The sequence below is a fragment of the Rickettsia peacockii str. Rustic genome, assembly GCF_000021525.1.
Taxonomy (GTDB): Bacteria; Pseudomonadota; Alphaproteobacteria; order Rickettsiales; family Rickettsiaceae; genus Rickettsia; species Rickettsia rickettsii.
The window spans coordinates 929,650-942,803 of record NC_012730.1 but is presented as its reverse complement, the minus strand read 5'-3'; the positions used below and the strand labels follow the sequence as shown (position 1 = coordinate 942,803).

Sequence of the window (13,154 nt, the reverse complement as noted above, 5' to 3'; positions counted from 1 at the left end):
TATCTTATACAAGATATATAGTTGCCTTAATTAATTATTTCTAAAGATATTATCTTCGTATTTTTTTCTATAATATATTTTGTAATTCTCATTTCTTATATCATTAAACCATTGGTCTTGTTGTTTTTTAATATAATAATTTAGGGAATTAGATTTACTTTTACTAGTTTGAAAATTATCTTCACAAAATTTTAAAAAACCTGATATTAAAGTTTCTACTCCATTAGTCTCAGATTTTTTCTCAAGAAATTGCATAGAAAAATTAGTAGGATTATTATGTTTTAAATAAAATTGTTTATATTTCTCACGAATTTTATTTTCTTTTTTTATTTGTTGTTCTGAAAAAGATAATTTTTCCTCTAATAATTTATGAATTTCGGTACAATCGCTCCAAGGTAATTCTATTATTAATTGCTCTTCCTGATATTCAAAATTATCTTGAATATTGTTAAAATCGGCATTTACTTTTACCGCACTTACTAATATTAAAAAACATGTAATTAATTTAATATTCATAGAATTAATTAATTTTAGCAGGAACCGGTATCATAATACTACTTCTGTATCTTTTATTGCCACTAAAAAGTGATTTTTTTTGAACTTTGTTATTATTTACTGGAATTGTATCTTCTAAAGCCCCTTCATTATTATTTAGATAACTATGTAAGGATGCTTTATAAAGAGCCATATTACTTGCTATTTTAACTACATCTTGTTGATATTTAAACCCTAAAGAATGTGTAGCCGAATGATAATAAGCTATCGCCTTGTGCCAGCTCCCTAGCTGATCATATTTTGAACGCAAAAATTCTGCACCGTAACGAATGTTATTATTTGGATCAAATGCCTGTTCAAGGGAATTAAAAGCCCCTAAATGATGCCTTAAGTTAATCTGCATGCATCCGACATCAATACTCTCTCGCCCTTTTATAAGCTCTACTCTAACAAAACTTACGGCTTCTCTTTTTGTGTTAAAATAATAGCCTTTTCCTTCAACATTTACTGTCCAAGGCCATACTACTCTAATTTTACGGGTTGTATGTTTTTTCCCCGATTCTTTTAAAGCTATTGAATGTAACGTATTAGATGGGATATTAAATTTTTTTTCAAAGTAAGGAAAAAGTTTTGAACATTTAAAGGATTCAGCTATTTCAGGATCGGCAATAGCCGGCTTAGAGAAGAGGATAAAGGATAATAATAGGAGTAGTATGGTTTTAACGTCATTGAGAGGAAAATTACGGAGTAATTGACGAAGCAGTCCAGTAAAAAATTCTGATTTACAGAATTTTTTTATCGTTTTGCTGGATTGCCACGCTCCTTGTAGTCGCTCGCAATAACAATTTTGGCATAATTCCCAAACCATACCGGCAACGCTAAAATAACTTGAGTTACAATAAGATAAACTATCCTACCATAACTTATCTTATGAAGCAAGGGAAGTTATAGCATTTAAGAGGTAAGGATTTAATCTAAATCCCAAGCAGCATCATTAGTGTTTTGAGGATTACCTAATATATCGGGTACCATATCCAACAAATTATTAATATCGCCTCCTGTCGCTTGCAAAAGATTACTTACTTGTGTTACAAAGTCTTCAGCAGTGCTACCTTGAGCATCTTGAGGATTAGTAGTCCCATCTAAAGCTTGAACTCCGGCATTAATTAATGTTACTAAATCCTTAGCTTGCATACCTAAAATAGTATCTTCTGTACCGCTCTCTCCTCTATTAGAACTAGTAGAAGGTTGTATATGTGGTATTGCCTCTCTGTTAGCGTGAGCAGTTGCTTGATGAACCAAAGCTGCAAGTTGTTGATCGTTAAGATTATTTTGTTCCTTTGACATTTCTGGAGATATAGTAGAATCATCCTCAGATAGATCAATTAGATCTTTTTCTTGCAATATAGAGCTTGTATCCACACTTTAGCTTAAAGCTTAACATTGAAAAATCATCATCTTTAATTACGCTTTCATACCATTTTTTATGTTCGTTAGCTGCATGTTTTGCATTTTCATTATTTTTATAATTATTTGGAATAGCGTATAAGCCGTATTCTCCTTTATTTGCTTCGTCTATTATGATTTTAGCTATCTTCAGTTCATCTATACTTCAGTCAATATTTTGTTTCACTTTGTTTAAAAGAAGTTTCAGTATCTGATCGCCTTGTGCTGCCCCTTTATTATTTTCCCAGCCTCTTATTAAACTACAATAATCTATACCTGATGTTTTAGCATGCTCTAATACTGCTTTTATAGCTTTCCATTGATTATTAGCTTTTTCATTTTCACCTTGCTGCGCATCTTTAATAGCATTCTCAGCCCATTTAGCAAGTTGAGCATATGATGCTAGCTCCCCTACTGCATTAAATATGGATACATGTTTACCTGGATAATCTATAATCTACTGTTGTAATTATTTCAGATAGATCAAATTTTTGAACTAATTTCGGTAATTCAACAAGAAATTCATCATAATATGGTTTGTTTAAACTCCATTCTCTTCCATTTTGCTTGATTTTATTTATGGTTTCTTGAGTAAAGTTATATAATGAATATTTATTCATAATTTGATCCCTTTGTAATTATTGGTTAAATTTATAGTTAAAAACCACGAAACATGGTATTTTTTAAAAATGCTTTAAATTGTTAGGTCCTGTACACTTTTGATTAATGATTATAATTTTGAGATATTTTTTAGCAAAAATTAATAAGATTTTTGCAGAAATAGTTATTCATATTTCAAAAAAATCTTATAATTTGCAACTAAAAATGGCCATAATTATGATTATTCTATTACAAGAGTACAGAACCTAATTGACTGATTAAATAAAAATGTTTATTATCAATCCAAATTAAATGTAAAAGTATATTTTATGAAAGTTGTTAGCTCATTAAAATCGTTAAAAAAACGTGATAAAGATTGTCAGATCGTTAAAAGAAGAGGCAAAATTTTTGTAATAAATAAAAAGAATAAAAGATTTAAAGCAAAACAAGGTTAATTAATCATTTTTGGAGAAAAAAAATATACTCGATGAACTTGAAAAATTAGCTACTTCGTCTTTGTAAGTCCTCGGATGCTGAGTGTTTATTATATGCTCCGCTCCTCGGTTTGCAGACTCCTTGCTCTTTTTCCAGTTGATCTTCGTATATTACTTTTCATTTTACTTCAGAGTATATAATACTACTTTTGAAAGAAAAGAAATAAATATGGCCGGTCATTCAAAGTTCAAAAATATTCAGCATCGTAAAGGGGCTCAAGATACAAAAAGAGCAAAAGTTTTCACTAAATTAATTCGTGAAATAGTTATTGCAGCTAAAACCGGTTCTTCTAATAACCCTGAAAATAATCCACGTCTTAGAAATGCTTTAACCGCTGCACGTATTCAAAATCTCCCTAAAGAAAGAATAGATAAAGCTCTTAATAGTGCTAATGATTCTTCTAATAACGAAAATTATACGGAAATTAGATATGAAGGTTATGCACAGAATGGTATTGCTATAATAGTTGAAGCTTTAACCGATAATAAAAACCGCACTGCTGCAGAAGTACGCTCTAGTTTTACTAAATATGGTGGGAGTTTAGGCGAAACCGGTAGTGTCAATTATTTATTCAACCATTGCGGAGTTATTCAGTATCCAATAAATATAGCATCTAATGAAGATGTTTTAGAGGCAGTCATAGAAGCCGGGGGGCATGATATTATATCCGATGATACCACCCATACAATCTATACGGATATTGAAAATTTCTCTAAAGTTCTAGAATTTTTAACTGGCAAATACGGCATACCTGAAGATTCGTATATAGGCTGGATCCCATTAAATACAATAATTATAGATGATAAGGAAAAAGCCGAAAAATTACTAAAGCTTGTGGAAGTTTTAGAAAAAAGCGATGATGTGCAAAAAGTTTTTGGGAATTATGAGTTATCTGATGATGTTTACGAAATAATACAAGGAGAACCATGACTTATAACGATGCAAATTATCAAATAATTATTTTAGCAGCCGGTAAAGGTACTAGAATGGAGTCCGATTTACCGAAAGTAATGCATAAAGTCGGTGGAGTTCCAATGCTTGAAACGGTATTAAAGAATTCGCTTAACGTTACAAATGATGTAATTATAGTGTATTCAGAAGAACTTAAAAAACATTTAATGCCCTATGAAAATATGTGTCGCTTTGTACTGCAAGCAGAACCTAAAGGCACAGCTCATGCTACTTATGCAGCCATAGATTTAATTAATAAAAATAAAACAATATTAGTTTTATACGCTGATCATCCTCTTATTACTCCAAAACTTATGCATGAATTAATAGCTTATTTAAGCCTTACTAATTCTGCATTAGTGACTTTAAGCTTTGAGAGAGCAAATCCGGTTCAATATGGGAGAATATCTACTGATAAAAATGGTGAATTTTTAGAGATAATCGAACATAAAAATGCAAGTGCAGAAGAGAAAAACATAAAGCTTTGTAATTCAGGTATTATGGCTTTCAGTAGCGAAATTTTAAATAAATACTTACCTTTATTTGCTACTAATACTAACGGTCATAAGGAAGTTTATTTAACTGAAATAGTAAAAATATGTAAAAATCACGGTGAAAAAGTTTCATATTTATTATCTACTGATCATGATTTAATTGTTGGTGTTAATAATAAAAATGAGCTAGAAGAAGCTAATAATATTTTTTCTCAGAATAAGTCTTAGCTTTGTCGTATGGATACCCGAGTCGTCATTGCAAGCGACTAAAGGCTTTGTGGCATAGATTGTTTTATGTCATTCCCGCGAGAAACCGGGAATCCAGTAAAACCTATAAAAAACTTGTTTTTATAGGTTTATTTTTTGGGATCCTCGCTTCCGCTGGGATGATATCGAGTAGGCTTTTTACTCTATGCAACAACATCAATACCTTGTGAGAATGACATAGGAAGCCATACAGGCAATGCTAAAAATTTGGGAGAGATGGCCGAGTGGTTTAAGGCGCACACCTGGAAAGCGTGTTCACGGCAACGTGTCGGGGGTTCGAATCCCCCTCTCTCCGCCAGCTCAGTTTATGGTATACTCGCATGTAGAAGTCAAGATTTGATCTTACAGACACTATAAATTTTGCACCTGATTGTCAGTTAAATTTTGACTGTCAGAGACGTATTCAAGATACAAGATTTCATTATTCTTTTCAACAGCTAATTTTCTACTATCCTTAAAAGTTTGCATAGGAGTTTTTCCATAACAATATTTTCCTGAATGTGGTCGCTCATTATTGAAATGCTCTAACCAAATATCAAGATCTAATTGTAAATCATCAAGATCTGTATAAATCTTTTTCCGCATAGCTGTATCAAAGAATTCTTGTTTCATGGTTTTATTAAAACGCTCACACATACCATTTGTTTGGGGAGAATATGCCTTAGTTGTAGTATGCTCTATACCTTCGATACTTAGAAACAACTCAAAAGCATGATGCTCTATATTCCCCTTATATTCTGACCCACGATCTGTAAGAATACGAAGTATTGGTATCCCTTGGGTCTCGTACCATGGTAACACGCGGTCATTAAGCATATCAGCAGCAGTTAAAGCTGTTTTATCAGTATATAGTTTAGCATCAGCTACCCTAGTATAGCTATCAATAAATACCTGAGAATAAACCTTACCTATACCTTTGAAATTACCTACATAATACGTATCCTGACATCCTAGATAACCTGGATGCTGCGTCTCAGTTTCTCCATGAGCTTCTCTTTCATTACGACGCTCCTCTAGCACTTGTAATTGAGATTCAGTAAGAACAATACCATCCTGAGCCATCTTTGCTTCTAATGCTTTAAGCCTTTTACTGATATTGTTTAAATCATTACGTAACCAAATTGATCGCACTCCTCCAGGCGATACAAGTATACCGCTCTTCTTAAGCTCATTTGATACTCTTAGCTGACCATATGCTGGATATTCTATTGCCATATCCATTACTGCTTTCTCTATCGCTGGATCAACTCTATTCGCTATTATTGGCTTTCTTCGACTAATTTCATATAATGCCTCTTCGCCACCAGTTTCATACAGTGCTTTAAATCTGTAATAACTATCTCTACTATAGCCCATCGCTTTACATGCTGATGATATGCTACCAAGACTCTTAGCTAGTTCTAGTAACCCTATTTTTGGCTTTATTATTTTTTGATTTAAGTTCATTTTTCATCTCCATTTAATAATTAATTTATTTTACTAAATATAAGATATAATCTCAACTTTTACATGTTTCCAAACTTCAAGATAGTCAGCATATCCTGCTTTAACAGGTAATTTTGGATGAGTTTCATCAATTAAAAACCCATCATCATAACCCATTAAACTTATAGCAATTTTAAATGTTGAGCATGGAGCATAACGAGACTCACAATTACCTTCTTGTTTTATAATTTTCATTAACTAAAAAACAATCCGCTTGAGTTATAAAAGTTATAGTAAGTGATATTAGGGCAGTGAGATATAAAATAATTTTTTTCATAGGTTAAAATAAAAATAGGTGGTTTTGTTGCATGACATAGAGAACAGGGAATGATATCGGCTTAAACTAATTATACAGTTTAGTAAATTTCCTGCGATTGATCTTCCTTACTCGGTACATAATCAAAAATATCATTATTATCTTGATTATCAATCATATATTCATTCTCAAGCATCTGAACATTATTTACTTTAAATGCTTCTATAACAGTACCGCTTGGTGTAATTTTACCAGTTGCTCTATCTACGGCGATTAGCTTAATTGAATCTGGAACTTTGAAAGGCAGCGATGGCTTATCCTTATAAGCATTACTCATAAAATCAATAAAAATCGGTAATACTACGTTTGAGCCTGTTGCTCTTTTTCCAAGCTCTTTCGGTGTATCATAACCCACATAACTGCCGACTACTATTTTGGGTGTAAAACCTACAAACCATGTATCTTTACTATCGTTACTAGTACCGGTTTTTCCGCCGATAATTTTCCCTAACTTCTTCGCAGCATAACCGGTACCTCTATCTATTGCTCCGGTTAAAAACGAAGTAATTTGATAATCACTAGCTTCATCCGTAACTCTATAGATATATTCTTTCGGTATTTCTAATATTGCGGTATCTAAATTACTATCCGAAACATTACAAGCAAGACATTCTCTATCATCTCGCCTATAAATAATTTTACCGTTACGATCTTTAATTAATTCTACAAAATGAGGCTCAACTTTTTTACCGCCGTTAGCAATAATTGCATAAGCATTAGTCATTCTGCTAAGTGTGGTTTCAATTGAACCAAGTACCATAGAGTAAACTTTTTTTGGTTCATTATTAATACCGAAACGCTTAATTATATCAACGATTTTTGTAAGTCCTACGGCAGTTGCAACTCTTACGGTTATAAGATTACGAGATTTTTCAAGACCAGTACGCATAGTGATTTCACCTAAAAACTTACCCTCATAATTTTTAGGACGCCAACTAGGCATCCCTGGACCTTGTGAAATCTCAATAGGTCCATCATTAAAAATCTGATTCGGCTTAACACCGTTTTCAAGAGCTGCTAAATAAACAAAGGTTTTACTCAAAGAACCGGGTTGACGCAGTGCTTGAGTTACTCTATCAAATTTACTTGTGGAAAAATCATAACCGCCAACGCTTGCAAGTACCTGTCCGGTATTTGGGTTCATAACCATAATAGCACCGTTTACTTCAGGAATCTGACGAAGAGCATACCCCTCTTTTATAGCCTCAACCACTATCACATCACCTTTTTTAAGCAAGGTCTTAACTGATTTAAGATTACTTCTTGCCCATTTCATTTCAGCAATAGGCATCTTAGATTTGCTGCCGTCTATAAGTCCAATCTCTACATGATTATCGGCTACATCTAGAACTACAGCTAATTTATACTCTAAAAGCGATGGAGGAGTCGGTAGTTTTTTTAGTTCTCCTTGCCAATTATCAAGAGAAATATTAGCTATAGGCTTTCTAAAACCACGCCTTCTATCAAACTCCCTTAGACCTTTTCTTAGAGAGTTTTCAGCTAATTGCTGCATCTTTGCATCTAAAGAAGTAATGATAGTAAGACCTCCGGTATAAAATTCTTCCTTACTATTTAACATCCTAATTACTTCTTCTCTGACCTGTGCAGCATAATAATCTGCCATAACAGTTTCTTCCTTAGCTCGTTTACGTAAAACTATCGGGTTATCCATAGCTTCTTTCGCAGCGTCTCTTGTTATATAACCATCTTCAAACATACGTGCTATTACGTAATCACGACGAGCTTTTACTCTAGCATAGTTTCTCTCAGGATTAAGTTCGGAAGGGGCTTTAGGCAGTGCCGCAATAAAAGCTGATTCTGCAATAGTAAGTTCCTCTACGGATTTATTAAAATAATTTTGTGCAGCTACCGCAACACCGTATGCACCACGACCAAAAAATGTTTGATTAAGATATAATTCTAAAATTTGATCCTTAGTAAATACTCTTGAAATCATATAAGAAAGAATCGCTTCTTTAATCTTACGTTCAAGAGAAACTTCGTTAGTTAGCAGAAAATTTTTAACCACTTGCTGAGTAATGGTAGACGCTCCTTCCATACGCCTATGATGTAAATAATTAGATATGTTTAAAAATGCCGCTCTAACTATTCCAAACAAATCAACGCCGGGATGGTTATAGAAATTCTTATCCTCAGCTGCAATAAAACTTTCTATTAGCGAACTCGGTACGCTATTAATCGGTACAAATACACGACGTTCAAAAGCGTACTCCTCAATTAATTTGCCGTCACGGGAATAAATACGCGTTACCGACGGCGGATAATAACGTGCAAGCTGTGAGTAATCAGGCAAATCACGTGAATAGTGGTATATTATATAAGCAGTAATCCCGCAACCTACTAAAATAAGGAAGACAAAAATTTTTAAACAAAAAAGAAGAGATTTATACATGACTTATAATATTTCGCCGGTTAAACTATTAAGTGAAGCCTTAGTAATGTTTACATCAATGATTTTACCAAGTAAAGATTTATTAGGGTTTTGGATATATACGGACTGCATGTATGGAGTTTTACCTATTATCTGGTCGTCGAATTTACCATTGCGATCAAATAGAACTTTCATAGTACTACCAACACAACTTGTATTAAAAGCTAGTTGCTGAGCCATGAGTTCTTGTTGTAATATAGTTAATCTCTCTGATTTTATATGTTCAGGTATTTGGTCGGTTCTAGTTGCACCAGGTGTGCCGGGACGTGGGCTATATTTAAACGAATAACACTGACCGTATTTTACTCTACGGACCAAATCTAATGTATCTTCAAAATCTTCATCTGTTTCACCGGGAAACCCGACAATAAAATCAGAGGATAAAACTATATCAGGCCTTGCTTCTCTTAAGCGATTAATTATATCAAAATAATATTCCCGATCATGTTTGCGGTTCATGGCTTTTAATATTTTATTTGAACCTGACTGCACCGGTAGATGTAGAAACGGCATTAATTTAGGTTCGGTGCCGTACAGCTTTATTAGATCATTATTCATATCTATCGGGTGTGAGGTGGTATAACGTAATCTCTCTAAATTGGGAATTTGTGCTAGATGTTTGAGTAAATCGGCTAGACTAAATATTTTATCTGCAGGACCTTTACCGTGATATGCATTGACATTTTGTCCAAGTAACATAATTTCTTTAGCACCGCTACTAACTACTTTTAGTGCTTCTCTGTAAACCTGCTCTACATTTCTTGAAAATTCAGCACCTCTAGTATAAGGTACTACGCAGAAAGTACAAAATTTATCGCACCCTTCCTGTACCGATATAAAGGCACTTGTTCCTTGCGGATATAATTGCTCAGGTAGCTGATCAAATTTTGCTTCTTCAACAAAATCAAGATCGATTAAGTGCTTTTCGTGTCTAACGACTTTTGAGATTAATTCCGGTAGGTTATAATAAGATTGCGGACCGACAACAATATCAACATAAGGAGTTCTTGTAAAAATCTCCTCCCCTTCCGCCTGTGCAACACAACCGGCTACAACTATTATTGCAGAACTTAAACCTTGTTTTGTTCTGGTATCTTGTAGTTTCTTAATACGACCAAGTTCAGAATAAGTTTTCTCAGCTGCTTTCTCTCTGATATGACAAGTATTTAGAATAATAACATCTGCTTCTTCAATATTTTCAGTAGGTTCATAGCCAAAGGGATAAAGCAAATCCTGCATCTTAACGGAATCATAAACATTCATCTGACATCCGTAGGTTTTAATATAAAGCTTCTTACTCATAATTTTATATATATATCTTTAAACTAAAAGCCTAGTATACGAAGATCAAATTCAAAAAGAGCGAGGAGTTCACAAGGCAAGATGAGCTGCGTATAACGTAATACGCGAGAACCGAAGCTCTTGTAGAACGACTCAGCCAATTTTTGCAGTTCATCGAATATACTAAAGTTTTATATTATACTATATTTATATCAATCTTTAAACTAAAACCTTGATGGGCATTGCTCAATAACTATAGATATCTTTAAAAGCCCCGTCATTGCGAGGAAAAACTGCAAGTTTTGACGAAGCAATCCAGTTAAAAATGCTAATATTTAGATTTTTATTATTTTTGCTAGATTGCTACGCTCCTTGCAGTCGCTCGCAATGACGACTCGGTATCCACGCAGGTAATGCTGAGTTAGTAATGACACTCAATCCTTACGGATTAATTCTTGTTGTACAGATTCTTGCGGTGATTTCTTTTAATTTTTCTATTCTTTCAATAAGACAAAGCAGCTGTTCTTTAGTAATTTTATAGTTTTTATCGTATCTTGCATCAACATAAGCTTTTTCAAGAAGCTCAAAACACTTTTTTTGTTCTTCGGTTAATTGAAGAAATACACTCCATAATTCATTGTCATAATTTCCTGCCATGCTACCTAGTTCTTGTAAATTATGTAATTGAGGTTTGTAGTTTGAGGAAACTAATAAAATAGTACTGTAAAGACTTTCCGTAGCTTGATGAATGGCAAAGGCTGATAAAAAGCATACTACAAATCGCTTAAATAAGTAGTTGCCCCTTTTAAAAAACCTTTACCTCTACCAATCGCTCCAAGATAAATCTTTAGCCTCGCTATGTATAAATTCACCACTATCATATAAAAGAATACCTTCTTTTTTTATATCGGTATAAAAATAACGTCCTTTTTCTAACTGCCTACTTATTTCCTCTATTGACTCTAGAATTATCGATATTCTTGAATCATACGGAATAATTTGCTTAGGGTTTATTATTCCTGTGTTTTCTAATCTTATATATTTATATTATCTTTTAATCTTAAAGCAGTGTATCCTTTATATTTACCTTTTTTCAGAATTATCAAAATATCAGTATCGCTATGATAGCCGTAAGGTAGATCATGTACCCAATCGCCTCTAGCAAAAGAGCCGTACAAGATAATCATAGCGATTTTTCCTGTGCAATATCTAAAATCTGCTGCACTATCTATGCGGAAAAAGATTTATACAGATCTTGATGATTTACAATTAGATCTTGATATTTGGTTAGAGCATTTCAATAATGAGCGACCACATTCAGGAAAATATTGTTATGGAAAAACTCCTATGCAAACTTTTAAGGATAGTAAAAAATTAGCTGTTGAAAAGAATAATGAAATCTTGTATCTTGAATACGTCTCTGACAGTCAAAATGTAACTGACAATCAGGTGCAAAATTTATAGTGTCTGTAAGATCAAATCTTGACTTCTACATTTCTAATAGGCTTGTTAACTTCTTATAAATTTTTGTTTTACTGCCCCATGCATTTCTTATTTGCTAATCCTGTGATGATTCCTATAACTTTTTTAAATTCTTGAGGGTCAGTTTTTTTATTTTGTAATTTTTCATTTACTGTTTTAACAATCGCTTCCGATAAATAACCACTGTCTATTATATGTTGTTCCCAACCTGTAATATCTTTTAGCACAACTTCATCTATTAAATTTTGTATTTGTTTTAAATTCGGTATTCTACTATCAAATTTCCCGTTAATGTTGCTTTGAGCTAATAAATGCATTAATAGTATAATCTTTCTTTCAATCCCTAACTCTAATATCCTATCCACATTACATGTTACAGCTTTCCAAAATATTTCTATTAACTCTTGATTATTTTCATTACTTACCATCCCTGCTAGAAACTTTAGAGTCATTAGATATTTCGGATCGTTTCGATGCGCACCTATAAAATTTGCTGCTGTATATTTTGTGTTGTTATCTGCTAACTGATTTTTTAAATAACATGCAGCTAGATATTCTTGAAATGTTAAATGAATAAATTGAAAATTTTGCCCTTCTATTCTTAATAGCCCTTGTTCTATAACTTCGTCTATATCTAATATATCTTTCTTGCTTTCTACTACTTTGTTCTCTACTCACTTCCCTGTTGCAACAAACGACTCATAAGCTATTTGCTCTAAAAAACTCATTTTGTTTTTTAAGTGATTATTAGCTTCAGTTTTATTTTTATATTTAAGTCGTTTATATAGTGAAATAATAAACTGGCTTAATAATAGGCATTTAGAAAAAAAACAAATTATTATTTCACTATATAAACGACTTATATTAAAATCTTGATTACTGTTTTTTTTTGAAATTTATCCCTTATTGCTTGATCGCTCCAAACCAAACATATTAATGCAGTATTGATAGGAACTGCACATATTTCTTTTATTTGGCCATGAGTATCCAAAAAGATTTTTAATGGTGTTCCAAGCTCTTTATCATACTCAAAATTTTTATGTACATATTGCTCTATTCCCTCACTATCCCAGCCTGTATTGTCTACTTTCTGCTCAAATCTGTTGCTCATTTCTTCTATAACCGCATTAGGCCTAGAACTCATTACGATATTTTTATACTGAAATACCGAATCCATAATATCTCGGTAATCACGATTACTCTGTGATAAAAACGCTACCTCATCATAACCATCCAGTAGTAATAATATCCTATCTTTATCTTGTATGCTTTTTATATCTTCAAGTTTTATATCGTTAGAATCTAAACAATAATGGACAAAACAACTTAGTATATCGTCATCTATATTAGTACCATAACGTACTGTCCAGCTTAACAATTCCTTTAACCT

15 protein-coding genes, 1 tRNA gene and 1 pseudogene are annotated in these 13,154 nt (G+C 32.8%); 5 read left to right on the top strand and 12 right to left on the bottom strand.

Features of this window, described 5'->3' with window-relative positions:
• Window positions 1-30: 30 nt before the first annotated feature.
• The 4 genes from RPR_RS05575 to RPR_RS09785 form a co-directional block, all read right to left on the bottom strand.
• On the bottom strand, window positions 31-516 hold the full coding sequence (locus RPR_RS05575; protein WP_012719801.1) for a DUF2532 domain-containing protein: 486 nt from the start codon (window positions 514-516) through the stop codon (window positions 31-33).
• Window positions 517-520: 4 nt separating this feature from the next.
• Window positions 521-1,363: a lytic transglycosylase domain-containing protein gene (locus RPR_RS05570; protein ID WP_012736883.1), complete on the bottom strand. Its 843-nt coding sequence runs from the start codon at window positions 1,361-1,363 to the stop codon at window positions 521-523.
• A 101-nt stretch (window positions 1,364-1,464) separates the two neighbouring features.
• Window positions 1,465-1,917, bottom strand: coding sequence for a hypothetical protein (locus RPR_RS05565; RefSeq protein ID WP_012736882.1), 453 nt, complete (start codon window positions 1,915-1,917; stop codon window positions 1,465-1,467).
• Between the two features lie 461 nt (window positions 1,918-2,378).
• Window positions 2,379-2,561, bottom strand: coding sequence for a hypothetical protein (locus RPR_RS09785; RefSeq protein WP_012736881.1), 183 nt, complete (start codon window positions 2,559-2,561; stop codon window positions 2,379-2,381).
• 309 nt (window positions 2,562-2,870) lie between these two features.
• Here RPR_RS09785 and ykgO point away from each other — a divergent pair, with 309 nt between their 5' ends.
• From ykgO to RPR_RS05530, 4 genes are all read left to right on the top strand, one after another.
• Window positions 2,871-2,996 carry a type B 50S ribosomal protein L36 gene (gene ykgO / locus RPR_RS05550; RefSeq protein ID WP_004998227.1) on the top strand — a complete coding sequence of 42 codons (126 nt, stop codon included), beginning with the start codon at window positions 2,871-2,873 and terminating at the stop codon, window positions 2,994-2,996.
• A 208-nt stretch (window positions 2,997-3,204) separates the two neighbouring features.
• Window positions 3,205-3,966, top strand: coding sequence for a YebC/PmpR family DNA-binding transcriptional regulator (locus RPR_RS05540; RefSeq protein ID WP_012736880.1), 762 nt, complete (start codon window positions 3,205-3,207; stop codon window positions 3,964-3,966).
• Window positions 3,963-4,709: a sugar phosphate nucleotidyltransferase gene (locus tag RPR_RS05535; protein WP_012736879.1), complete on the top strand. Its 747-nt coding sequence runs from the start codon at window positions 3,963-3,965 to the stop codon at window positions 4,707-4,709. Before RPR_RS05540 ends, RPR_RS05535 begins: the two co-directional genes overlap by 4 nt.
• Before the next feature lie 249 nt (window positions 4,710-4,958).
• Window positions 4,959-5,046: transfer RNA gene (locus tag RPR_RS05530), tRNA-Ser, on the top strand.
• A gap of 53 nt (window positions 5,047-5,099) precedes the next feature.
• Here the strand turns inward: RPR_RS05530 and RPR_RS05525 are convergent.
• From RPR_RS05525 to RPR_RS08640, 6 genes are all read right to left on the bottom strand, one after another.
• Window positions 5,100-6,194, bottom strand: a complete 1,095-nt coding sequence (locus RPR_RS05525) for an IS481-like element ISRpe1 family transposase (RefSeq protein WP_012736483.1) — start codon at window positions 6,192-6,194, stop codon at window positions 5,100-5,102.
• A 33-nt stretch (window positions 6,195-6,227) separates the two neighbouring features.
• Window positions 6,228-6,350: a hypothetical protein gene (locus RPR_RS09780; RefSeq protein WP_343230978.1), complete on the bottom strand. Its 123-nt coding sequence runs from the start codon at window positions 6,348-6,350 to the stop codon at window positions 6,228-6,230.
• A 239-nt stretch (window positions 6,351-6,589) separates the two neighbouring features.
• A complete protein-coding gene (locus tag RPR_RS05515) occupies window positions 6,590-8,962 on the bottom strand; it encodes a penicillin-binding protein 1A (RefSeq protein WP_012736878.1) in 2,373 nt (790 codons plus the stop codon).
• 3 nt (window positions 8,963-8,965) lie between these two features.
• Window positions 8,966-10,303 (bottom strand): tRNA (N6-isopentenyl adenosine(37)-C2)-methylthiotransferase MiaB, encoded by a 1,338-nt coding sequence (gene miaB / locus RPR_RS05510; RefSeq protein ID WP_012736877.1) that lies wholly within the window; start codon window positions 10,301-10,303, stop codon window positions 8,966-8,968.
• 420 nt (window positions 10,304-10,723) lie between these two features.
• Window positions 10,724-10,999 carry a HEPN domain-containing protein gene (locus tag RPR_RS05505; RefSeq protein WP_266105339.1) on the bottom strand — a complete coding sequence of 92 codons (276 nt, stop codon included), beginning with the start codon at window positions 10,997-10,999 and terminating at the stop codon, window positions 10,724-10,726.
• A 317-nt stretch (window positions 11,000-11,316) separates the two neighbouring features.
• The gene (locus RPR_RS08640) at window positions 11,317-11,469 is read right to left on the bottom strand and encodes a hypothetical protein (protein ID WP_004997297.1); all 153 of its coding nucleotides are present in this window, start codon (window positions 11,467-11,469) and stop codon (window positions 11,317-11,319) included.
• Between the two features lie 40 nt (window positions 11,470-11,509).
• Here RPR_RS08640 and RPR_RS05500 point away from each other — a divergent pair.
• A pseudogene (locus RPR_RS05500) lies at window positions 11,510-11,746 on the top strand (IS481 family transposase); the annotation flags it as partial.
• 68 nt (window positions 11,747-11,814) lie between these two features.
• Here the strand turns inward: RPR_RS05500 and RPR_RS05495 are convergent.
• Window positions 11,815-12,216 (bottom strand): hypothetical protein, encoded by a 402-nt coding sequence (locus tag RPR_RS05495; protein ID WP_085065719.1) that lies wholly within the window; start codon window positions 12,214-12,216, stop codon window positions 11,815-11,817.
• Window positions 12,217-12,623: 407 nt separating this feature from the next.
• Window positions 12,624-13,142, bottom strand: coding sequence for an NACHT domain-containing protein (locus tag RPR_RS09210; RefSeq protein WP_228368824.1), 519 nt, complete (start codon window positions 13,140-13,142; stop codon window positions 12,624-12,626).
• Window positions 13,143-13,154: the final 12 nt, after the last annotated feature.

Bases quoted from the DNA above. Each gene is read 5' to 3' on its own strand.
- RPR_RS05570 (WP_012736883.1), bottom strand. From the start codon at position 1,363: ATGGTTTGGGAATTATGCCAAAATTGTTATTGCGAGCGACTACAAGGA.
- RPR_RS05575 (WP_012719801.1), bottom strand. From the start codon at position 516: ATGAATATTAAATTAATTACATGTTTTTTAATATTAGTAAGTGCGGTA.
- RPR_RS09785 (WP_012736881.1), bottom strand. From the start codon at position 2,561: ATGAATAAATATTCATTATATAACTTTACTCAAGAAACCATAAATAAA.
- RPR_RS05540 (WP_012736880.1), top strand. From the start codon at position 3,205: ATGGCCGGTCATTCAAAGTTCAAAAATATTCAGCATCGTAAAGGGGCT.
- RPR_RS05515 (WP_012736878.1), bottom strand. From the start codon at position 8,962: ATGTATAAATCTCTTCTTTTTTGTTTAAAAATTTTTGTCTTCCTTATT.
- RPR_RS05525 (WP_012736483.1), bottom strand. From the start codon at position 6,194: ATGAACTTAAATCAAAAAATAATAAAGCCAAAAATAGGGTTACTAGAA.
- RPR_RS09780 (WP_343230978.1), bottom strand. From the start codon at position 6,350: ATGGGTTATGATGATGGGTTTTTAATTGATGAAACTCATCCAAAATTA.
- RPR_RS05495 (WP_085065719.1), bottom strand. From the start codon at position 12,216: ATGACTCTAAAGTTTCTAGCAGGGATGGTAAGTAATGAAAATAATCAA.
- RPR_RS05535 (WP_012736879.1), top strand. From the start codon at position 3,963: ATGACTTATAACGATGCAAATTATCAAATAATTATTTTAGCAGCCGGT.
- ykgO (WP_004998227.1), top strand. From the start codon at position 2,871: ATGAAAGTTGTTAGCTCATTAAAATCGTTAAAAAAACGTGATAAAGAT.
- RPR_RS08640 (WP_004997297.1), bottom strand. From the start codon at position 11,469: ATGATTATCTTGTACGGCTCTTTTGCTAGAGGCGATTGGGTACATGAT.
- miaB (WP_012736877.1), bottom strand. From the start codon at position 10,303: ATGAGTAAGAAGCTTTATATTAAAACCTACGGATGTCAGATGAATGTT.